Annotated in this window: 20 protein-coding genes and 1 tRNA gene; 8 read left to right on the top strand and 13 right to left on the bottom strand. The window is 62.2% G+C overall.

The window, feature by feature from the left end; all coding sequences use genetic code 11:
• Positions 1-4: 4 nt before the first annotated feature.
• From P0D96_RS07075 to def, 3 genes are all read right to left on the bottom strand, one after another.
• Positions 5-646: a LysE family translocator gene (locus tag P0D96_RS07075; protein WP_408312657.1), complete on the bottom strand. Its 642-nt coding sequence runs from the start codon at positions 644-646 to the stop codon at positions 5-7.
• A gap of 114 nt (positions 647-760) precedes the next feature.
• Complete coding sequence (gene fmt, locus P0D96_RS07070; RefSeq protein ID WP_408284445.1) at positions 761-1,747, bottom strand: methionyl-tRNA formyltransferase; 987 nt, start codon at positions 1,745-1,747, stop codon at positions 761-763.
• Between the two features lie 31 nt (positions 1,748-1,778).
• Positions 1,779-2,282, bottom strand: a complete 504-nt coding sequence (gene def, locus P0D96_RS07065) for a peptide deformylase (RefSeq protein WP_132376423.1) — start codon at positions 2,280-2,282, stop codon at positions 1,779-1,781.
• A gap of 244 nt (positions 2,283-2,526) precedes the next feature.
• Here def and dprA point away from each other — a divergent pair, with 244 nt between their 5' ends.
• From dprA to P0D96_RS07050, 3 genes are all read left to right on the top strand, one after another.
• Positions 2,527-3,804, top strand: a complete 1,278-nt coding sequence (gene dprA / locus P0D96_RS07060) for a DNA-processing protein DprA (protein ID WP_408312654.1) — start codon at positions 2,527-2,529, stop codon at positions 3,802-3,804.
• Between the two features lie 89 nt (positions 3,805-3,893).
• Positions 3,894-4,271 carry a thioredoxin family protein gene (locus tag P0D96_RS07055; protein ID WP_132377009.1) on the top strand — a complete coding sequence of 126 codons (378 nt, stop codon included), beginning with the start codon at positions 3,894-3,896 and terminating at the stop codon, positions 4,269-4,271.
• Between the two features lie 249 nt (positions 4,272-4,520).
• Entirely contained in the window at positions 4,521-7,175 is a 2,655-nt protein-coding gene (locus P0D96_RS07050; RefSeq protein ID WP_408312651.1) for a DNA topoisomerase III, read from the top strand.
• A gap of 153 nt (positions 7,176-7,328) precedes the next feature.
• Here the strand turns inward: P0D96_RS07050 and gvmR are convergent, their stop codons facing one another.
• Complete coding sequence (gene gvmR / locus P0D96_RS07045; RefSeq protein ID WP_408176254.1) at positions 7,329-8,432, bottom strand: transcriptional regulator GvmR; 1,104 nt, start codon at positions 8,430-8,432, stop codon at positions 7,329-7,331.
• 59 nt (positions 8,433-8,491) lie between these two features.
• Here gvmR and P0D96_RS07040 point away from each other — a divergent pair, with 59 nt between their 5' ends.
• On the top strand, positions 8,492-8,761 hold the full coding sequence (locus tag P0D96_RS07040; protein ID WP_408312648.1) for a hypothetical protein: 270 nt from the start codon (positions 8,492-8,494) through the stop codon (positions 8,759-8,761).
• Positions 8,762-8,773: 12 nt separating this feature from the next.
• Here P0D96_RS07040 and P0D96_RS07035 read toward each other — a convergent pair whose 3' ends face one another.
• Positions 8,774-10,630, bottom strand: a complete 1,857-nt coding sequence (locus P0D96_RS07035) for a phosphoenolpyruvate carboxykinase (GTP) (protein WP_408312645.1) — start codon at positions 10,628-10,630, stop codon at positions 8,774-8,776.
• A 378-nt stretch (positions 10,631-11,008) separates the two neighbouring features.
• On the opposite strand from P0D96_RS07035, the gene P0D96_RS07030 reads away from it, so the two are divergent.
• Positions 11,009-12,022 (top strand): D-2-hydroxyacid dehydrogenase family protein, encoded by a 1,014-nt coding sequence (locus P0D96_RS07030; protein ID WP_132376428.1) that lies wholly within the window; start codon positions 11,009-11,011, stop codon positions 12,020-12,022.
• Positions 12,023-12,111: 89 nt separating this feature from the next.
• Here the strand turns inward: P0D96_RS07030 and P0D96_RS07025 are convergent, their stop codons facing one another.
• Together P0D96_RS07025 and P0D96_RS07020 are read right to left on the bottom strand one after the other, a co-directional pair.
• On the bottom strand, positions 12,112-12,990 hold the full coding sequence (locus tag P0D96_RS07025) for a patatin-like phospholipase family protein (protein WP_408312642.1): 879 nt from the start codon (positions 12,988-12,990) through the stop codon (positions 12,112-12,114).
• A gap of 36 nt (positions 12,991-13,026) precedes the next feature.
• Positions 13,027-13,431, bottom strand: coding sequence for a PaaI family thioesterase (locus P0D96_RS07020; RefSeq protein WP_310813407.1), 405 nt, complete (start codon positions 13,429-13,431; stop codon positions 13,027-13,029).
• Between the two features lie 203 nt (positions 13,432-13,634).
• Here P0D96_RS07020 and P0D96_RS07015 point away from each other — a divergent pair.
• The 3 genes from P0D96_RS07015 (at position 13,635) to P0D96_RS07005 (ending at position 16,461) form a co-directional block, all read left to right on the top strand.
• A tRNA-Lys gene (locus P0D96_RS07015) sits at positions 13,635-13,710 on the top strand.
• 172 nt (positions 13,711-13,882) lie between these two features.
• Positions 13,883-15,748 carry a hypothetical protein gene (locus P0D96_RS07010; RefSeq protein ID WP_408312639.1) on the top strand — a complete coding sequence of 622 codons (1,866 nt, stop codon included), beginning with the start codon at positions 13,883-13,885 and terminating at the stop codon, positions 15,746-15,748.
• Positions 15,749-15,873: 125 nt separating this feature from the next.
• Entirely contained in the window at positions 15,874-16,461 is a 588-nt protein-coding gene (locus P0D96_RS07005; RefSeq protein ID WP_408312636.1) for a LysE family translocator, read from the top strand.
• A gap of 22 nt (positions 16,462-16,483) precedes the next feature.
• Here P0D96_RS07005 and P0D96_RS07000 read toward each other — a convergent pair whose 3' ends face one another.
• The 6 genes from P0D96_RS07000 to cadR all read right to left on the bottom strand — a co-directional run bounded on the left by P0D96_RS07000 (position 16,484) and on the right by cadR (position 22,022).
• Complete coding sequence (locus tag P0D96_RS07000; RefSeq protein WP_408312633.1) at positions 16,484-17,329, bottom strand: helix-turn-helix transcriptional regulator; 846 nt, start codon at positions 17,327-17,329, stop codon at positions 16,484-16,486.
• 132 nt (positions 17,330-17,461) lie between these two features.
• Positions 17,462-18,250, bottom strand: coding sequence for an ABC transporter substrate-binding protein (locus P0D96_RS06995; protein WP_408312630.1), 789 nt, complete (start codon positions 18,248-18,250; stop codon positions 17,462-17,464).
• Between the two features lie 122 nt (positions 18,251-18,372).
• Positions 18,373-19,527, bottom strand: a complete 1,155-nt coding sequence (locus P0D96_RS06990) for a pyridoxal phosphate-dependent aminotransferase (RefSeq protein WP_132376435.1) — start codon at positions 19,525-19,527, stop codon at positions 18,373-18,375.
• 301 nt (positions 19,528-19,828) lie between these two features.
• A complete protein-coding gene (dbpA, locus tag P0D96_RS06985) occupies positions 19,829-21,232 on the bottom strand; it encodes an ATP-dependent RNA helicase DbpA (protein WP_132376436.1) in 1,404 nt (467 codons plus the stop codon).
• Positions 21,233-21,287: 55 nt separating this feature from the next.
• The gene (locus tag P0D96_RS06980) at positions 21,288-21,488 is read right to left on the bottom strand and encodes a hypothetical protein (protein WP_132376437.1); all 201 of its coding nucleotides are present in this window, start codon (positions 21,486-21,488) and stop codon (positions 21,288-21,290) included.
• A gap of 102 nt (positions 21,489-21,590) precedes the next feature.
• Positions 21,591-22,022 carry a Cd(II)/Pb(II)-responsive transcriptional regulator gene (gene cadR, locus P0D96_RS06975; protein ID WP_132376438.1) on the bottom strand — a complete coding sequence of 144 codons (432 nt, stop codon included), beginning with the start codon at positions 22,020-22,022 and terminating at the stop codon, positions 21,591-21,593.
• Between the last annotated feature and the right edge of the window lie 6 nt (positions 22,023-22,028).

Genomic DNA, 22,028 nt, shown 5'->3' with positions numbered 1-22,028 from the left:
TCAATCATCTTGATGCGGTGGCGAGCTTGAGGCCCAGGCCGACGAAAGCGCTGCCGACACCGCGATCCAGCCACTTCTTCACCGACGGCCGGCCCGAAAAGCGCCGCGTCACACTGCCCGCGATCCACGCGACAAAACTGTTCCAGAGCATGCTCATCACGACGAACACCGCTCCGAGCGTGAGGAAGGCAAGCGCTTTGTGGTCGCTGCCGGTCGTCACGAACTGCGGGAAGAACGACACGAAAAACAGTACCACCTTGGGGTTCAGCACGTTGGTCCAGAAGCCTTGCAGGAAAAGCTGGTGCAGCGATTTGGGCGCGCCGGCCGCGCGCGCTTCGCCCGCAGCCTGGTTGGCGGCTGGCTTGGCGAAGAGCAGGCGCACGCCGAGATACATCAGATAAATAGCGCCGACGAACTTGATGACCGTGAATGCGGTGGCCGACGCGGCCAGCAGCGCGGTCAAGCCGAACGCGCAGGCGAGCGAGTGAACGCAGCAGCCGGCGGAAATGCCAAGCGCCGACATGAGACCCGCGCCACGGCCTTGAGCGACACTGCGCCCGACGATATAAGCCGTATCGGGACCGGGCGTCACGTTCAGGAGAAAGACCGCGGCGACGAAAAACTCGAAATGGGTGATGCCGAACATGGAAATCCTCGAAATCCGGGCTATTGCATGGAGGATTCTAACGCGCGGCAGGCCTGTCCAGCGGGGTCTTGAACATCGTCCGAATGGACGATGTTCAGGTCGTGCGCGACGGTGTTACTTTGCTTCGGGAAGTTGAAAGCGCTGCCCCACAGCCAGCGTCGAGCCGGCCAGGAATTCGCGCACCGGCAGGCGTTTGCCGCCGGGTTTCTGCAATTGCGTGAGACGCAGCGCACCTTCGCCGCAGGCTACGACCACGCCGTCGGGAGAGATGTCGGTGATCGTGCCCGGTGCGCTCCTGGCTTGCGCGTCGCTGGGAACCGCAGCCCAGAGCTTGATCGACGTGCCGTCTTCAAGCGTGCCGACACCGCCAGGGAACGGGTCGAACGCGCGCACCTGGCGCGCGAGCACCGCCGCCGGGCGGCGCCAGTCGAGCGCGGCTTCCTGCTTGCCGATCTTTTCCGCGTAGGTCACGCCGTCCGCGGGCTGCGGGGTCGCCGCCAGTTTGCCTGTGCGCTCGAGTTCGATCAGCGCCTCGACGATCAGCTTCGCGCCGTCTTGCGCGAGACGGTCGTGCAAGGTGGCCGTCGTGTCGTCGACGGAAATCGCGGTGCGCGCTTCGGAGATCATCGCGCCGGTGTCGAGGCCGACATCCATCTGCATCAGCGTAATGCCGGTTTCGGCGTCGCCCGCTTCGATCGCGCGATGAATCGGCGCTGCGCCGCGCCAGCGCGGCAACAACGATGCGTGAATGTTGATGCAGCCAAGCGGCGCAATATCGAGCACTTCCTGCGGCAGGATCAGGCCGTAAGCGGCCACCACCATGACGTCGTGCGGCGTGGCGCGCAATTGATCGATCGCGGCGGCGGCTTCGGCTGGATATTTGCCGGCGCGGCGCAGCGAAGGCGGCTGGGCGACGGTCAAGCCATGCTCCTGCGCATAGCGCTTGACCGGACTCGCCTGCAATTTCATTCCGCGTCCGGCGGGCCGATCCGGCTGGGTCAGCACGAGCGGCACCGGGAAACCGGCGCTGTGAATCGCGGCCAGCGCGGCCGCGGCGAACTCCGGCGTACCGGCAAAGATAACGCGCAACGAATGACTCATGAACGGGAGTGGTAGGCGAGGTGAACGCGAATTACATTGCGTGGGCGAGTTTCTTCATCTTGCTCTTGATGCGCGTCTGCTTCAGCGACGACAGGTACTCGACGAACACGCGGCCCATCAGGTGATCCATTTCGTGCTGGATGCACACCGCGAGCAGGCCTTCACAGTCCATCTCGAAGGTTTCGCCCTTCTCGTTGAGCGCCCGCACGCGCACTTTCTCGGCGCGCTCGACATTGTCGTAAATGCCCGGCACCGAGAGACAGCCCTCTTCCGACAGCTTCCTTTCGTCGCTCGACCAGATGATTTCGGGGTTGATGAAGGCGAGCAGTTCGTTGTGGTCGTCCGACACGTCGATCACGATCACGCGCTCGTGCACGTCCACCTGGGTCGCGGCCAGCCCGACGCCGGGCGCGCCGTACATGGTTTCGGCCATGTCCTTGACGAGGCGGCGGATGCGGTCGTTGACCTCCGCGACCGGCTTCGCGATCTTGTGCAGCCGTTTGTCCGGGTAGTTGAGGATATTCAGTAAAGCCATGATCTCGAGTGTGATTTTCGGGCGCCGCTGACCGTGGGAAGGCCCGCGTTGGCCTTTCGGCCAGGTTGTGAGCCCGTCGCGTTACGCAGAGGATAGATGGTGTCGAACCGGTTCGATTCAACGCGCCTCGTGCGCCAAACGACGAGCCCGCGCGGGTGGGCGCGGCGCCGCAGTTATTTCGGATGATGAAAATTTTAGCATGGCGCCCGCCTGCCCGCTGGCCCTGCAGGAGGATCGACACGTAATGCACACCTTGCCCGCAACCGAAATTGAACTCGCCGCATGGCTGCGGCTTGCGCTCGCGCCGGGGCTGAAACCCGCTGCGCTGCGCCTACTGCTGGGCGCGTTTGGATTGCCGAAAGCGATTTTCGATCAAACGCCCGAGGCGCTCGCCGAGATTGCTGGTGAAGCCGCGGCACGCGCGGCGCTGGCGCCGACGGGCCCCGGATTCGAGGCCCAGCTGGACGCGGTGATCGCGTGGCGCGAGCAACCCGGCAATCAGGTCGTGACGCTCGACGACCCCGCTTACCCGCCGGCGCTGCTGACCATGCCCGATCCGCCGCCGCTGCTATATATAAAGGGCCGATTGAAACTGTTGCATACGCGAGCAGTCGCCCTCGTGGGAAGCCGCAGCGCTACACCACAAGGCGTCGAAGACGCGGAGCGGTTCGCGCGCGAGCTGTCGGTGGCCGGTGTCACCGTCGTCTCGGGGCTCGCGCTCGGCATCGACGGCGCCGCGCATCGGGGCGGGTTAGAGGGCGTCGGCGGCACCGTCGCCGTGATCGGTACCGGCGCGGACCTCGTGTATCCGGCGGCGCATCACGCGCTGGCGCGCCAGATCGCGGTACAGGGCGCGATTCTCTCCGAATGGCCGCTCGGCACGCCCGCGCGCGCCGCCAATTTCCCGCAGCGTAACCGTCTGATCGCCGGGCTCGTCAGCGGCGTGGTGATCGTCGAAGCGGCGATGCGCTCCGGTTCGCTGATCACGGCGCGGCTCGCCAATGAGATGGGACGCGATATCTTCGCGCTGCCCGGCTCGATTCACGCACCGCTCTCGCGCGGGTGTCATCGAATCATCAAGCAGGGCGCGAAGCTGGTGGAAACGCCGGATGAAGTGCTGGAGGAGCTGGGCTTTGCGCGGCGGGCAGCGCCGCGGGTGGCGTCGGGGTCGGCGCATGCCGTTCTTTGGGGCGGTGTCGATTCACCGAATACATCAGCGGTCAGCGGGACGGTAGCAGGCGAGCCCAAGTCGGCTGGAGCACAGACGGCAGAACCATCTCCGACCGAAGCAGCAGCGGCAGGTTCTGCGACGCCGGTCGCCGCGCCGCCTTGCCCACCGGTCGCCCCGGAAGCACAGCGCCTCCTCGCCGCGCTCGGTCATTCGCCCACCACGCTTGAAATTCTCGCCACCCGCACCGAGATGGAGGACGCGGCACTGCAAACCACCTTGCTGCAACTCGAACTCGCCGGCCAGGTGAGCGTGCTGCCCGGCGGCCGCTTCATGCGGACGAGCCACGGCTGACCTCGCATTGATCAGAGTTGACCACCATTCGGGATCGGCCATGCTACATTCGCGCCAAAGCACCTGACAAAAGTACGCAAGGAACCACCATGCCCGCGCTAAACCTCGACACCGACCAAGACCGGATCGCCGAGCGCGTCAACGAATCCGAGACGCTGTTCGTTGCCTGCCTGTGCGCGGAATGGTGCGGAACCTGCCGGGAGTATCGAGACGCTTTCGACAAGCTGGCCGACCGGCACCCGGAAATCTGTTTCGCATGGATCGATATAGAGACCCATGCGGACCGTTTCGAGGATCTGGATGTGGAGAATTTTCCGACCATCCTGATCGAAGACTCGGTAACGACACGATTCTTCGGCACCGTTTTGCCGCAGGCGGCGATTGTGGAACGGATGTTGTCTGATTTGACGGCCGTGCCCGGCGTCAGCGGCGCGCCGAAACTGCGGCCCGCGCTGGCTGTCGCCTGATTCAGGCTCGCCGGTTTGCGAGCCCAGCGGCCCGGGCGTTGCGAGCGGTGCACAAGGTGTTTGTCGCAGCTTGCCTGATGCCTGAGCACGCAATTATGATTTCGCGCTTTTATCGCACTTGACACGCCGGTCTCGCGCCGTGTGCTATAAAGCGGTCGTTAATGGGTCGCAAAGGTCGCAAACGAGGGTCGCGCTAACAGAAGCGCACTCACGGCCATCAACCCTGATCTACCAACCTCACATCGAGTCATGTCCAAAGCACTGATCATCGCCGAAAAGCCTTCCGTCGCGAACGACATCGCGCGCGCTTTGGGCGGCTTTACCAAGCATGACGAATACTACGAGAGCGACGACTACGTCCTTTCCTCGGCAGTCGGCCATCTGCTGGAAATTGCCGCGCCCGAAGACTATGAAGTCAAACGCGGCAAGTGGAGTTTCGCCAATCTGCCCGTCATTCCGCCGCACTTCGATCTCAACCCGATCGCCAAAAGCGAGTCGCGCCTGAAGGTGCTGACCAAGCTGCTCAAGCGCAAAGATGTCGACCGCCTGATCAACGCATGTGACGCGGGGCGCGAGGGCGAACTGATCTTCCGACTGATCGCGCAGCACGCGAAAGCCAAGCAGCCGGTGCAGCGCCTGTGGCTGCAATCCATGACGGCGGGCGCAATCCGCGACGGCTTCGCCCGTCTGCGCAGCGACGAAGAGATGCAGCCGCTCGCGGATGCGGCGCGCTGCCGCTCGGAAGCGGACTGGCTGGTCGGCATCAACGGCACGCGCGCAATGACCGCGTTCAACAGCAAGGGCGGCGGCTTTTTCCTGACTACGGTCGGGCGGGTGCAAACGCCGACGCTGTCGATCGTGGTCGAGCGCGAAGAGAAGATTCGCCGCTTCGTGCCGCGCGATTATTGGGAAGTGAAAGCGGAGTTCGTCTGCTCGGCCGGCTTCTACGAAGGCCGCTGGTTCGATCCGAAATTCAAGCGCGACGAGTTCGATCCGGAAAAACGCGATTCGCGTCTGTGGGCGCTGCCCGCGGCTGAGACGATCGTCGCCGCCTGCCGTGGCCAGATCGGCACGGTGACCGAGGAATCGAAGCCGTCCACGCAGCTCTCGCCGGCCCTGTTCGACCTGACCAGCTTGCAGCGCGAGGCCAACGGCCGCTTCGGCTTCTCGGCGAAGAACACTTTGGGCCTCGCCCAGGCGCTGTACGAAAAGCACAAGGTGCTGACCTATCCCCGTACCGACGCGCGCGCGCTGCCGGAAGACTATATGGATACGGTCAAAGAGACGCTCGGCATGCTCAACGAGAGCAACAACTATCTGCCGTTCGCCAAGCAGGTGCTCGACAAGGGCTGGGTGAAGCCGAACAAGCGCATCTTCGATAACTCGAAGATCAGCGACCACTTTGCAATCATCCCGACGCTGCAAGCACCGAAGAATCTGTCCGAACCGGAACAAAAGCTCTACGACCTCGTCGTGAAGCGCTTCCTCGCGGTGTTTTTCCCGGCTGCCGAATTCAAGGTGACGACACGCATCACGGAAGTGGTCGGGCATCACTTCAAGACCGAAGGCAAGGTGCTGGTCGAGCCGGGCTGGTTGCAGGTTTATGGCCGCGAGATCAGCGGCGAAGACGCCAACCTCGTGCCGGTGCAAAAAGACGAGAAGGTCAAGACGGACAAGATCGCCGCCCAGCAACTGGTGACGAAACCGCCCGCACGCTACAACGAAGCCACCTTGCTGTCGGCCATGGAAGGCGCGGGCAAGCTCGTCGAAGACGACGAACTGCGCGAAGCGATGGCGGCCAAGGGGCTCGGCACGCCGGCCACGCGTGCGGCGATCATCGAAGGGTTGCTGGGTGAAAAATATCTGATTCGCGAAGGCCGCGATCTGATTCCGACCGCCAAGGCTTTCCAGCTCATGACGCTCTTGCGCGGCCTCGGTGTGAAGGAACTGACGGCGCCGGAATTGACCGGCGAGTGGGAATATAAGCTGTCGCAAATGGAACGTGGCAACCTGCCACGTGACGCGTTCATGCAGGAAATCGCCCGCATGACGCAGACCATCGTCAAGCGCGCGAAAGAGTACGATTCCGACACGATCCCGGGTGATTACGCGACGTTGCAGACGCCATGTCCGAATTGCGGCGGTCAGGTGAAGGAAAACTACCGGCGCTTTGCCTGCTCGAAATGCGAGTTCTCGATCTCGAAAATCCCGGGCGGACGTCAGTTCGAAATCCCGGAAGTCGAAGAGCTGCTGCAGAACAAGACGATCGGGCCGCTGTCGGGCTTCCGCAGCAAGATGGGCCGGCCGTTCTCGGCAATCCTGAAGCTCTCGCTCGACGACGAAATCAAGAACTACAAACTCGAATTCGACTTCGGCCAGGACGCGGGCGGCGAAGACGGCGAACCGCCTGACTTCTCCGATCAGCAACCGGTGGGCGCGTGCCCGAAGTGCAAGGGCCGCGTGTTCGAGCACGGCATGAGCTACGTCTGCGAGAACTCGGTCGCCAATCCGAAGACTTGCGATTTCCGCTCTGGCAAGGTGATCCTGCAGCAGGAAATCGCCCGCGAACAGATGGCCAAGCTGCTCGAAGAAGGCCGCACGGATCTGCTGACGAACTTCAAGTCGTCGCGTACCGGCCGTAACTTCAAGGCCTTCCTCGTCAAGCAGAACGACGGCAAGATCGGCTTCGAGTTCGAGAAGAAGGAGCCGTCGGCAAAGACTGCCGCGAAGACCGCGGCGGCCAAGGCGGCGGCCAACGCAGCGTCGGAATCGGAATCCGAGGACGGTGAAACGCCGGTGGCGGTAAAGGCCGCGCCAGCAGCCAAAAAGGCCGCAGCGAAAAAAGCACCGGCGGCCAAGAAAGCCCCCGCCAAGAAGGCGGTGGCGCGTAAAACCGGCTCGTAATTCGAACCGGCTGCCGGAAGAAGATTCTCTTCCGGCTTGCTTCATCTGGACTTGCCATGAAAAAAGGCGCGATCACATAACGTGACCGCGCCTTTTTGTTTGTCCGCCGGCAAGCGCCTAGCGGCGGCTTTCCCGGCTTGATCGATCCAATACTTACAGCGGCGACAAAGCCGTGGGCCGTGTACGAGGCGTCGTCTTGGCCAGCGTCTTCGGCAGCGGCGATAACTCGCTGTCCAGCAGGCGTGAGAGCGGCTCAGCGCCGTCAAATGCTTCCGGCGGCATGGATTCCGCGGAATCGAGCGCCGTCGTCGTGGCGGCCCGGCCGAGGCCGTCCTCCTTGATCCACTGTTCACCCAGCAGGCTGTTCGGCGTCTGGCTGAAATGCTCGACCAGATGGTCGATGAACGTGCGCACTTTCGCCGGCAAGTGACGGCGGCTCGGATACGCGATGTTGATCTCGACCTGCGGCAACCGGTAATCGCCGAGCAGGCGTACGAGCCTGCCGCGCGTCATGTCACGGCCGATCAGATAGCTCGGCAGAATCGCGATGCCCATGCCCAGCAACGCAAACTGACGCAGCATTTCCGTGTTGTTCGCAACGATCACGTTCGACGGACGCACGCGCACTTCGCCTTCCGGCCCGGTGAACACACGCTCGTCGCCCCAATATTCGGAGGGCAGGCTCAGGCACGGATGCTCGAGCAGATGCTCCGGACGCGTGGGCATGCCGTGCTTCTCCAGATATGCCGGCGTAGCGCACACCGTCATGCAACCCGTGGTGAGACGCCGCGTGACAATGCTCGCGCTGCGCATTTGCCGCGCGATCACCACACCCACGTCGAAGCCTTCTTCGACCAGATCGACCTGGCGGTCGACCAGCGTGACGTCGGGGATGACTTTCGGATAGCGCTCCGCGTACGTCTGGAGCACGGGCGCCAGATTGTGCAGCCCGAACACGACCGGTGCGACGATCCGCAACGTGCCGACGGGCTCGTGATTGCGCGCGACCACCATCTGCTCGACGTCTTCCAGTTCGTCGAGAATCTGGCGCGCGCGCTCGAGATAAACCTGGCCTGATTCGGTCAGAGACAGGCTGCGGGTGGTGCGATTGAGCAGTCGCGTACCTAGACGGCCTTCGAGGTCGGCAACGTGACGGGTGGCAACTGCGTTGGAAATATCCATCGCGCTCGCAGCGCGGGCAAAACTGCCGAGATCCGCCACTCTGACGAAAACTCGCATCGACTGCAAATGATCCATAAGACAACTCCTGCCGTGTTACTGCTTCCTGACAATTAGTGAAAACCAGTGAAGCGAACTTGGAATTCTCCTACGACTCGCGAAATCGTGCAGAAGTTGCCCGCGAAAGCGGAAATATTGTCGATATTTGTGCGACTGTCTTCACCAATGTGGGGCGTGACCATCGATTGTTCCTTGAAGGGAAACAATCTGCTGCAGTGCAGCTTGAACTGTCATTTTTGTTCGAACAGACGCAACAGCCCTTCCGGCATTGCGAAATCAGAAAAAATCGCAGTGCGACGTGGACCGCAAAGAAAAAACCGCCCGAAGGCGGTTTTCGTGCGGAGTGAATACTCACCTGATCACGCGGCAAGTTTCCCTTCGAGCGCGCGTTTGGCCTCCGTTAGCGCCGGCGGCAGGCCTTGCTGCAATGTGTCAAACAGCTCGGCGTGCAGCGCGAGTTCCGCGCGCCAGGCTGCGTCGTCGACGGAAATGACCTGCTCGAACTGTTCGCGGCTGAAATTCAGCCCGCTCCAGTCGATGTCCTCGTAGTGCGGCGACACGCCGAAAGCATGTTCCTCGCCTTGAGCCGAGCCTTCGATCCTGCCGACCATCCAGCTCAACACCCGCATGTTCTCGCCGAAGCCCGGCCAGACGAATTTGCCGTCCGCGCCCTTGCGGAACCAGTTGACGCAGAAGATTCTCGGCAGCTTCGCGTTCAGTTCCTCCAGACGCTCGCCGGTCTTCAGCCAGTGACCGAAATAGTCGCTCATGTTGTAGCCGCAGAACGGCAGCATCGCGAACGGATCGCGACGCACCACGCCCTGCTGGCCGGCCGCGGCGGCAGTCGTTTCGGAACCCATGGTCGCCGCCATGTAGACGCCTTCCACCCAGTTGCGCGCCTCGGTGACGAGCGGCACGGTGGTGGAGCGGCGCCCGCCGAAGATGAACGCGTCGATCGCGACGCCCGCCGGATTTTCCCAGTCGGGGTCGATGGACGGGCATTGCGAGGCCGGCGCCGTAAAGCGCGCGTTCGGGTGCGCCGCCTTGCGGCCGCTTTCCTTCGCGCCGGCCGGCGTCCAGTCCTTGCCTTGCCAGTCGATCAGGTGCGCGGGCGCTTCGTCGGTCATGCCTTCCCACCAGACGTCGCCGTCGTCGGTGAGCGCGACGTTCGTGAAGATCACGTTTTCCTTCAACGTGGCCATCGCGTTGAAGTTGGTCTTTTCGCTCGTGCCCGGCGCCACGCCGAAGTAGCCGGCTTCCGGGTTGATCGCGTACAGGCGCCCGTCCTTGCCCGGTTTGATCCACGCGATATCGTCGCCGATCGTGGAGATTTTCCAGCCGTTCAGGCCTTCCGGCGGGATCAGCATTGCGAAGTTGGTCTTGCCGCACGCCGACGGAAACGCCGCCGCGACATGATGCTTGCGCCCTTCCGGCGAGGTCACGCCGAGAATCAGCATGTGCTCGGCGAGCCAGCCTTCGTCGCGGCCCATGGTCGACGCGATGCGCAGCGCGAAGCACTTTTTGCCCAGCAGCGCATTGCCGCCGTACCCCGAGCCGTAGCTCCAGATTTCCCGCGATTCAGGGAAGTGGACGATGTATTTGGTTTCGTTGCACGGCCACGGCACGTCTTTCGCGCCGGCCGCGAGCGGCGCGCCGACCGAATGGACGCACGGCACGAACTCGCCGTCTTCGCCGAGCACGTCGTAAACCTTGCGGCCCATGCGCGTCATGATGCGCATGTTGGTGACCACGTACGGGCTGTCGCTCAATTCGACGCCGATATGCGCGATCGGTGAACCGAGCGGGCCCATCGAAAACGGCACCACGTACATGGTGCGGCCGCGCATCGCGCCTTCGAACAGGCCGTCGAGCGTCGAGCGCATTTCGGCCGGAGCGATCCAGTTATTGGTGGGACCCGCGTCTTCGCGGCGCTGCGAGCAGATGAAGGTGCGGTCTTCGACGCGCGCCACATCGGACGGATCGGACCATGCGAGATAAGAATTGGGACGTTTGGCGGGATTGAGTTTCTTGAGCGTGCCGGCTTCGACCATCTGCGCGCAAAGCCGGTCGTATTCCTCCTGCGAACCGTCGCACCAGACGATCCTGTCCGGCTTGGTCTTCGCGGCAACGCGCTGGACCCAGTCGAGCAGCTTTCGGTGTTTGACCCACGCGGGCGCCTCGATAGTGGGCTGTCCTTCGAATGAGGGGTGGTTCATCGACTTGTCTCCGTTTTGAAAAAGCAATAGAAAAAACGGTACAAGCCCAGAGACGCTGCATGCGAGAGGCATTCAATTCTTCACGCCGGGTTCCTGCTACCCGACGCACAATTGTGCAGGTCGTTCCGGGCTACACAGCCTGTTGAGCGGAGACGCCAGCCGACGGGCTTCTGCAACCGTCTGTAAAGCGGCTTGCCTCAACACGCAACAAACTGTTAAAAACGATGTCAATCCGCCTTGCCGTGGCGCTGCCATTCTGTGCGGTAGCTACTACGGTAAGGCATTCAGCCAGACCGGCATGTGACCTAGGTCACATGGTGGGACAGTCAGCATAACACTCCGTTCCGCACCACCAAGGTGCGTCGCAAGACACATACCATGAAGATTGCCATCCTCGACGATTACCAGGACGCCGTTCGCAAGCTCGACTGCTTTCAATTGCTGGCCGACCATGAGGTCAAGGTTTTCAACAACACCGTCCGCGGTCTCGGCCAGTTGGCAAGCCGTCTTTCCGAAGTCGACGCCCTCGTCCTGATTCGCGAACGCACCCGCATCAGCTCACAACTCCTCGATAAATTGCCGCGTTTGCGCATGATCAGTCAGACCGGCAAGGTCTCGAGCCACATCGATCTGAACGCGTGTACCGAGCGTGGCATTGCCGTGCTGGAAGGCACCGGCTCACCGTTCGCGCCTGCCGAGTTGACGTGGGCTCTCATCATGGCCGCCCAACGGCGGATTCCGCAATACGTAGCAAACCTTAAGCAAGGAGCCTGGCAGCAGTCCGGCCTGAAGACATCGGCGCTGCCGCCGAACTTCGGTTTGGGCCAGGTATTGCGTGGCCAGACGCTGGGGATCTGGGGTTATGGCAAGATCGGCCGGCTGGTGGCCGGTTATGGCAAGGCGTTCGGCATGAACGTCTTGATCTGGGGCCGCGAGCATTCGCGCGAAGCCGCTCGCGCTGATGGTTTCGGCGTAGCGGAGAGCCGCGAGGCACTGTTCGAGCAAAGCGATGTGCTGTCGCTGCACTTGCGCATGCACGACGACACGCGCGGCATCGTCAAACAGGAAGACCTGATGCGGATGAAGCCGACCGCGCTGCTCGTGAACACGAGCCGGGCCGAACTGCTCGACGAAAACGCGCTGGTGAACGCGCTTTCGCACAACCGTCCGGGCATGGTCGCGATCGACGTCTACGAAAGCGAGCCGATTCTGCAGGGCTACAGCCTGTTGCGCATGGAAAACGTGATCTGCACGCCGCATATCGGCTATGTGGAACGCGAAAGCTACGAGCAGTATTTCACCGCGGCATTCAAGAATATTCTGGCCTTCGACGCTGGCGAAACGGCCAGCGTGGCAAATCCGGAAGCTTTGCAGGGCGGCCGCCGGCGTTAAAAACGCCAGGGCTTCGCGGCGCGAGGAGCGCCGAGCGGATTCATGCGGCGCGGTTGTCGCCGTTTGGATCAGCGCCGCCGCCACTCAACTCATCGCGCTGCTTCGTGCGCACCGGCTTCCAGCAGATCGGGCATGCGTTCCAGGAAAGTCTCGCCGTCGGCACGGCCGAGGTTGTACGCGTGCACCATCTGCGAAGGGCTCGTGTAATCCCAACTCGAAATCGGCACTTTGCGCGACGGCTGCACATAGAGCCGTTGCTGTACGCCGTGCGGCACGACGAACATCTGCGGCCGCGGATAGAGGCGCGTGACCATCACCAGCACGTTGCCCGGCGCCTCGGCATCGAGCGCGCCGACCGGCACGTTATCGACCATTCCGCCATCCAGCACCGGCCGGCCGTTGCGCCGCAGAACCGGCGTGAAAGGCGGCGTACTCGACGATTGCAGGATCAGATCCGCCAGATCCTCGACGCTCGCGCAATCCTGCGCGCGCACGAATTCCGGGTGAAAGCCGAGCGTCTGACCGAGCGTCGGATGCAGCGTCTTGCGCACGTATTTTTCGATGTTGTACGCGATCAAGCCAGCGGCAACCGCGCTACGCGCGCCGAGCCAGCGCGGCAGATGCGATACGCCGATGCGGATTTCCGGCGCGTCGGCGAGCGTCGAAAACTTCTCGCCGTAGATGTCGAGCAGCGCCTGACGGTAGATGCGGTAATGCGGAAACACCGACTCGCCGCACAGCAAATTGCCCCAGTAGGCGTTGCGGGTGTTGTGGCGCAGCGCGTCTTCGTAATAGCGCATGACCCAGTCGGAATCGCGCGTGTAGAGCATGCACGCGGTGGCGGCGCCGGCCGAAATGCCGGTGATGACGCGCGGCCGGATCCGCAATTCCGGCTGGATCACGTCCCAGAAACCCGCCTGCCACCAGCAGCGATTGCCACCGCCGGCGAATACGACCTGATCGAACATCCTGGTTTTTCCTCTAATGCGGCTCTCTGGCCGGTTTTAGTCGAGCAGCGCGTAGGTGGTGGTGGCGTGGACGGCCATGTTGCCGGATTCGTCGAATAATTCGACTTCGCCGAACACCAGATTGCGGCCCATGCGCAACACGCGGGCGGTGATCAGCACGTCGCCCTTGCGCACCGCGCGCATGAAATTGATGTTGAGCGAGACGGTGGTCATCGGTTTGAAACCGCCGAGCGCGGCTGAAATGGCGACGATCATGGCCGTGTCCGCCGCGGCCATGAATACCTGGCCGCAGATCACACCGCCCGCATGACGCAGCCCGCCCGAGAACGGCAGACGCAGCGTGGCGCCCTCCTCATCGACCTTGACCGGCGTCAGCGTGAGCGCACGGACCCATGGCGCGAGGATGCGGTCGAGCAACTCGATAATCTCTTTGTCATCCATGGCAATCCCCGGTCGAAAGCCGCGCGAGGCTTCGTGCGGCAAGGTGTCCGCGACATGATACCGGCACGATGCAGGCAGCGCCTTTTTCACGACAACGCGTCCGTCGAGGAATGCCTCGGGGCCGCGGATGCAAATATTTTTAAGAAATCTGCTAAAGGGACTTGGCAAGCCAAAAAAGTTACTGCATAATTTCGCTTCTGTTGGGGGCGTTAGCTCAGTTGGTAGAGCAGCGGACTCTTAATCCGTAGGTCGAGTGTTCGAGTCACTCACGCCCCACCAAAGAATCAAAGCAAAAAGCCCGGTCCTTGCGACCGGGCTTTTTGCGTTCTGGGCGCCAAGCAGGCACTGTTTAGGCCGCCCCTTGCGCAGCCGGCTTCCGATATCGTGTCGGCTGGCATCGCCATCAACTCGATCGGCGCAAAGCTTTGGCTTCTCAAGCAACGATAAAAACATGAACACAACCGACCGTCCTGCCCGCTCCCGCTCACTCTGGCGGCGGGCTTTGTCATGGGATCTCAACGACCCTCGCCTGACAGCCGCCGCGCGCGTGTGGGTGCCGATCCTATTCGGCCTGTGGTCGCTTTTTCTCGGCCAGGACCGCAATTGGGACGGCTTCAACTACCACCAGTACAACGGCTTCGCGTTCCTGAACGACAAGCTGCATACCGACTTCGCGGCGGCCGGTATGCAGACCTACTTCAATCCAATGCTCGATGTCTTCTACTACGCGTTGAATCGGGCTTTTCCCGCGCCGCTGGCGGGCTTCATCATGGGCGCGCTGCACGGCCTCAATTTCGTGCTGCTGTTGTCGATCATCCGACGAACGCTGCCGGAGCTCGCACCCGAAGATGCGAACCGCACGCCTTTGCTGCTTGCCGCAGCGGGCATTCTGACGGCGAATTTTCTCTCCGGTTTGGGCAATTCCATGGGCGACGACACGACCACGCTATTCGTGCTCGCCTCACTGCTGCTCATCCTGCATCTGTGGGACAGGTTGACGGCGTGGTCGGCGGCCACCGCCGCAGCTCTGGTCGGCGGCGGGCTCATCGTCGGGCTGGGCATGGGCCTCAAGCTGACCAATGCGCCGTTTGCTCTCGCCCTGTGCGCAGGGCTGCTGCTGTTGCCGGCAGGTCCGTTCGCACGCGTGCGCGCCGCGTTCCTGTTCGGTGTTGGCGCGCTCGCCGGCTTGCTTGCTGCGAGCGGTTACTGGATGGCCGTAATGTGGCACACGTTCGGCAACCCGTTCTTTCCGCAGTTCAGCTCGATCTTCCCCAATCCGCTCACTCCGCCAGGCGGCGTCGCAGATCAATCGTGGCTGCCGAAAAGCGCGCTCGAATACGTTCTTTGGCCGTTCATATTTGCGCTCGATTCGAAGCGCGTCGGACAAGCGCGCCTGCATCAGATCATCTGGCCGATCGTGTACGTGCTGTTCTGGATGCTTGCCGCTACCCGGTTCGCGGAACTGGTGCGCAGACGGGTCCCATCGCGCCGATTGAATCTGCGAGCGGTCTATGTCATCACCTTCGTGGCGTTGGGCTACTTCCTGTGGATGATCGTTTTCAGCATCTACCGCTACGTCGTTCCGATCGAAACGCTGACTCCGCTCGTCGCGTATCTGCTGCTCAATCGGCTTTTGCCGTATCTGACCGCGCGGCGGGTGGCCGCATGGTTGCTTAGTGTCACGACGTTGGCTGTCGTGGCCGGCGGTGTCGAGACATGGGGGCACGAGCACTGGGCAAGGGCGGGCTACCGTGCCGACGTGCCCGCGCTCGACAGTCCGCAGAACACGACGGCGGTTATCGTCGGCGGGAATCCGCCTTGGGGTTGGATCGTGCAGTTCTTTCCCGCGTCGGTCGCGTTCACGCAGATCGACGGCAGCTTTCCGTTCTCTCCTCAGTTCGATCAGCACATAGCGGACATCGTGCGTTCTCGCGGTGGTCCTACATACGCGATCATCGAAGGCCGCTACAACTGGCGCGTCGACAACGTAGCGAAGATGGATCAGATCGCAGACGCTCTCGGCCTAACGGAAGGCGTGAAGGGCTGCAACGCGATGCAAGCTGCGCTTGATCGCCTGCACCTTCACGCGAGCCTGCGATGGACGCCCAACGCTACCGACAAGCGCGTGTGCCGGCTCGACATCCGGCAGGATGATGTGCGCGATGTGGCCGGCGAGAATGCCCAATTGATCGAACAGGCGCGACCCGCGTTAGAGCGGCATGGTTTCGTCATCGACGCCGGCTCCTGCACCGCTTACAGAGCCTATGTCGGCCAAGGCGTCTTCCCTTATCAGTGGTGCCGCATCACCCCTCGCTAAGGCGACGAGGCCCGGAATCGCAACGATACGGGCCCGCCATAGCAATTTCCTTCAATACACCACGCCCCTTCGCCCGATACCGTTGACCGTCGCAAATCCTGCGCGCATCCGTATCGAGGCATCCGATGACCGCTTTACTCTCCATGGCCGCCTTTGCGCTGGCCAGCTCGATTTCTCCGGGCCCGGTGAACATCGTCGCGCTCAGCGCCGGCGCCCAGCACGGGCTTGTCGCGAGCATGCGACATGTCACCGGCGCGACCGTCGGTTTCACCGTCCTGCTTCTGCTGATCGGCCTGGGACTGCATGAACTGCTCGCCCACTTCCCCAACCTGATCATCGTCGTCAAATGGGCGGGCGTGGGCTTCCTGCTCTATATGGCCTACAAACTCGCCGTCGACGACGGCCAACTCGGCGCCGACAAACCGGCTCGTGGACCGTCGTTCGCTTATGGCGCGGCGATGCAATGGCTCAATCCGAAAGCCTGGCTCGCGTCGCTGGCCGGCATGGGCGCCTATGCAGCCGACGGCGACGGCAGGCTCGTCTGGCAATTCACCGTCGTGTACTTCGTGATCTGTTACGTGTCGATCGCCAGTTGGGCGTATGCCGGCACGTTCCTGCGCAAATACTTGCAGCAAGCGCGGCGCGTGAGGTTTTTCAATCGTGTGATGGCAGCATTGCTCGCGGCGAGTGCGCTTTATCTGCTTGTAGCGTGAGGACGCCGCGCAGCCCACGGATTCAACTGCGATACTGCCCCGGCGTCGCCGCGACCAGCCGCTTGAAGATCCTCTGCAAATGCGCCTGGTCGGCAAAACCGGCGTCGAGCGCAACATCCGCGATCACGCGCCCGCGCCTGAGTTGCGCTCGGCTGTACTGAATACGCCGGTTGATCAGGTAAGCGTGCGGCGTCATGCCGTAGCGTTGCTTGAAAGCGCGAATCAGATGCGACGCGGACAGATCAGCCGCCTCGCAAATATCCTCCAGCTTCAGCGACCGCGTGCAGTTTTCAGCGATGAATTCGGCTGCGCGCGTGAGCTGGCGGCTCGCGTCGTGATCCGGCAAGACCGCCGGATTCAGCTTGTTTTGTACTTCGGAGAAAAAGGTGATGGCCGCGCTTTGCTTGCGCAATGTGTCGGTGTCATCGTCGACGAGAATCGCATGCAGCCGGTTTAATCCGTCGAACAATTCCGCGTCCGTGGACAGGGTCTGCGAGAACGCGCGAAACGCGTGGTTCTCGCTGAAACCCAACTCGTGTTGCAAGCCCGTGAGCCATGCCACGTCGACATGCATCATGCGATATGACCAGCGCTCGTCAGCGACTGGATTGCACGCGTGCACGTCGTCGGGGTTCATCATGACGACTGCGCCCGCGCCGATCCATTCACGCGCGTGGCGATTCAGATACTCGCTGCGTCCACCCGTGACGGCGCCGATAGAAAACGTTTCGTGCGAGTGTTTGGCGTAGCAGACGTCGCGACCGTCTTCAATGGAGCGCACCTCGATAAACGGCAACGCATCATCGCGCCAGAACCGCGGCGCGGAAGCGCTTTTCGCTCGAAGTGCCGCCTCCGTGATCTCGTTCATCCGCGCGTTCTCCGATGGTTGCGTAGACCTCGCCGCAGCAAGGCCTACGTATCGTAGCCGTCAAACGCACCATCAACAAGCAGACTCACGAGCAACCTGGATATCGCGGCGCGTGCGGACACGCGCGACAAATTACTTCGCCGTGACGTCGATATTGCCCAGATATTTCGCGGCCAGCGTCTTCACGGTGCCATCGGCCTGCACCTTCGCAATCGCCGCATTCAGGCGGTCACGCAGCGCCGTATCGCCCTTGCGAATCCCGTATGCAATGCCGCTGCCGAGGATCTTGTCGTCGCGTACCGGTTCACCCACGAAGGCGTAACCACTGCCGCTCGGCTTCGATAGAAAACCTGTCTGGCCGGCCGGCGCCAGCACGAGCGTCGCGTCGAGACGGCCCGCCACGAGATCCGTATAAACCTGGTTCTGGTCCTGATACGGCACGACGCTCACGCCCGCCGATTCCCAATGCGTCTTCGCGAAGGTTTCCTGAATCGACGCCTGCAATACACCCACGCGCTTGCCCTTCAGCGAGGCCGGCGTCGGCAGCAGACCGCTGTCGCGTTTGGCGATCAACTGCGTCGGCACGCGATACACAACGGTGGTGAAATCGATCGCCTGACGGCGTTGTTCGGTCGCGTTCATCGCCGAATTGATCGCGTCGAACTTGCGGCCTTGCAGCGCGGGAATCAGCCCGTCGAACGAGGTCTCGACCCATTTGCACGTCATCTTCGCGGCGACGCAAACCGCGTTGCCGACGTCGATATCCAGACCCTGCAACTCTCCGTTCGGGCCTTTCGATTCGAACGGCGGATATTGCGCTTCGAGGCCGAAACGCAACGTATCGGCAGCGTTTGCACCCGACGACGCCGCGAGCGACGCGAATGCACAGGCCAGCGCCAAAAGAGGCTTGAGCAATTTCATAGCAGATCCCTGTCCCTTCGAATTTGTTGTCACGCCGTCCCGCGGCGCGCTGATGCGTGCCCGCGCGACGATCATACTGCGTTCAAAAATGCAGCCGTCGCGTGTTGCCGTTGCCTATCCGATCAGATCTCGCACAGACGCCGCGCGCCTTCGATCAAGGTCGCATCATCCTTCGAGAAGCTCAGGCGGATCAAGCCGGAGTCCGTACCATCGGTATAAAACGCCGACAGCGGAATGGTCGCAACCCGTGCATCGCGAATCAACCGCAGCACGAAATCGCTGTCGCTTTCTTCGGAGAAACCACGAAAACGCGCGAGCATGAAGAAGCTGCCTTCGCTCGGCAACAACTCGAAGCGCGAATCGCGCAGTGCCTCCGTGAGCAGATCGCGCTTCTTCTGATAGAACGCGGACAAGCCGAGATAGCTTTCGCGATTGGCCAATGCGTCGACGAACGCGTACTGCATCGGCGTATCGGCGGAAAACACCATGAACTGATGGACTTTGCGAATCTCGTCCATCAACGCTGCGGGCGCGAGGCAATAGCCGACGCGCCAGCCGGTTACGTGATACGACTTGCCGAACGACGAGACGATCACGCTGCGTTCCGCGAGTTCGGAATGACACGCCATGCTTTGATGCTTTGCGCCGTCGAATACCACGTGCTCGTACACCTCATCGGCGAGAATCACGATATCGGTGTTGCGCGTAATGGCCTTCAGGCGCTCGACGTCGGCTTCGCTGAAAACGGTCGCAGTCGGATTGTGCGGGGTGTTGATGATGATCATGCGGGTCTTCGGCGTGATCGCGGCAGCGACCTCGTCCCAGTTCACGCGGAAGTCGCTCAAGGACAGCTTGATGGCAACGGGCGTGGCGCCTTGCAGCCGCACGATCGGACCGTAGCTGTCGAATGAGGGCTCGAAGTAGATCACCTCGTCGCCGGGATGCACCAATGCGCTGATCGTCGAATACAGCCCTTCGCTCGCGCTAGCGATCACGGTCACTTCGCTGGCCGGGTCGTAGCGCACGCCGTACAGCGTGGCGACCTTGTCGGCGAGCGCTTCGCGCAAGGCGGCGATGCCGGCCATCGGCGCGTACTGATTATGACCGGCGCGCATGGCTTGAGCGACGCCATCGATCAGTTTGGCGTCCGGCGCGAAATTCGGCGCGCCTTGCGACAGATTCAGCGCATCGTGCTGAGCGGCCAGCTGGCCGATCACGGTAAAAATCGTCGTGCCTACGTCAGGCAACTTCGAGCGGGCTTGCGTGGCGCTCTGCATAAGGCTTTCTCCCTTTCTCCATCCGGCAGCGGATTCATGGAACGGCCAGCTGCGCGGCGGTCCCTTCCGGTTTGGTGATTAGGCATCAGCCAAAGAACCGTCACAATCGAAACTTTGTCATGCGCGGCATGCATTTACGTCATGGCTCACGCGAAGGCGCGCCGCCACGGGCAAAGCCGGTCAGATCGGCACTTTCGGGGAAGAAACGAGGTTGCGTAAAGAACGCGGAAAACTGCTGAGGTATGACGTAATGTGATGCGACCGGTCACGAGCGGGCGCTCGTGACCGACCTTGCCGTCTCTCAGGCCTCGTCCATCAGGCGAACTTTGACCTTCTTGCCCTTCACCTTGCCGGCGCTGAGCTTGCGCAACGCTTCACGCGCGACACTGCGCTCCACCGCCACATAAGTGGACATTTCCGTCACGTTGATCTTGCCGATCTGCGAGCCGGCGAAACCCGCCTCGCCGGTCAGCGCGCCGAGCACGTCACCGGGACGGATCTTTTCCTTGCGGCCGCCGAGAATCTGCAGCGTTTCCATGGGCGGCAACAGTCGCTCATTGCTCGCCGCCGTGAGTTCGGACAGCTTGTGCCATTCGACCTCGCGCTTTTGCGCCTGTTCGAGACTGCCGACACGGCCCATCTCGTTCATGCTTGCCAGACTCAGCGCCCAGCCGTCCTGATCGGCGCGGCCCGTGCGGCCGATCCGGTGGACGTGCACTTCCGGATCCGGCGTCACGTCGACGTTGATCACGGCTTCGAGTTGCGCGATGTCGAGACCGCGCGCGGCGACGTCGGTGGCCACCAGCACCGAGCAGCTGCGGTTGGCGAATTGGATCAGCACCTGATCGCGTTCACGCTGGTCGAGTTCGCCATGCAGCGCGAGCGCATGGAAACCCTGTGCGCGCAGCACGTCGAGCAGATCGCGGCATTGCTGCTTGGTGTTGCAGAACGCCAGCGTACTCACCGGACGATAGTGGTTCAGGAGCAGACCGACGGCATGCAGCCGTCCGTCTTCGGTCACTTCATAGAAGCGCTGACGAATCTTGGTGTTGTCGTGCCGCTCGGCGAGCTTCACTTCCTTCGGATTGCGCAGGAACTGCTGGCTCAGTTTGACGATGCCTTCGGGATACGTCGCCGAAAACAGCAGCGTCTGACGTTCTTTCGGGCATTGCTTCACGACGGTGGCGATATCGTCGAAGAAACCCATGTCGAGCATGCGGTCCGCTTCGTCGAGCACCAGCGTATTGAGCGACTGCAGCGGCAGGCTGCCGCGCTCGAGGTGATCCATGATGCGGCCCGGCGTGCCGACCACGATGTGCGCACCGTGTTCGAGACTCGCAGTTTGCGGACGCATCGGCGTGCCGCCGCACAGCGTCAGCACCTTGATGTTTTCTTCGGCGCGCGCGAGACGGCGGATTTCCTGCGTGACCTGGTCGGCCAGTTCGCGCGTGGGGCAGAGCACCATCGCCTGCACGGCGAAGTTGCGCACGTCGAGGCGCGCCAGCAGCGCCAGCGAAAACGCCGCGGTCTTGCCGCTGCCGGTTTTCGCCTGGGCGATCAGATCGTGGCCGGCGAGCGCGATCGGCAGGCTCGCGGCCTGAATCGGCGTCATCTCGACGTAGCCGAGCTGCGTCAGGTTGGCGAGCGTCGCGGGCGGCAGCGCTAGCTGGCTGAACGGCGCGCCGGCGGTAGTGGGACTGTTCATAAGGGTGATGGCTCGCAATCGGATAAAGCGGCTAAGGCGGCAAAGGGCAAGAGACTTATTCGGCTATGGGGCCGGTGTCAGGACGGCCTTCCATCTGCTCGTACAGCACCGAGCCATCGTCCCCGTCGAAACGCTCGACATAATTGCGCGCGCCGCACATCGGGCAACGGAACAGGAGGCCCTGTCCTTCGTTCTTGATGACGACGTCCGATTGCTCCCACTGCGCCTGGCAGGACTGGTTTCTACAGGTAAACACGTTGATTCTCCAACTGGATTCGATTGCTTATCCGGCGAGCCGCACGAACGGCCCGGCCGTGAATGGGACGGTTGCTGCCAAGCTGGCGACGGCTAGAGCACGTCAACCCAGATGCGTATGCCGCGCACGCGGCGCGCTCACATCCATGTCGGTGAGACCCTGCACGATGCCGCAGTCTTCCACGGCCTGTTCGCCGTGGCATTGCTCGCGCAAGGTGGTCAATTGCGCTTTCAACTGCTTCAGTTCGTCGATGCGCGTGTCGACGTGCGCAATGTGCTCGTCGATCAAGGCATTGATGCCGCCGCAGCCGTCCGCCGGTGCGTCGGTTAGACGCAGCAGCGCACGGATTTCGTCGTGGGTCATGTCGAGCGCGCGGCAATTACGGATGAAACGCAGCCGTTCGACGTGCTTCGCCGTGTAACTGCGATAATTGGCCTCGGTGCGCTCCGCTTCGGGCAACAAGCCCTCTTTTTCGTAGAAACGGATGGTTTCGGTCGTGCAATGGGCGATTTTCGCCAATTCGCCGATTTTCATGGACCC

The organism is Paraburkholderia sp. RL17-347-BIC-D, assembly GCF_046027915.1.
Lineage (GTDB): Bacteria > Pseudomonadota > Gammaproteobacteria > Burkholderiales > Burkholderiaceae > Paraburkholderia.
The sequence above is the reverse complement of the archived record's forward strand: the minus strand, read 5'-3'. Positions and strand labels throughout refer to the sequence as shown.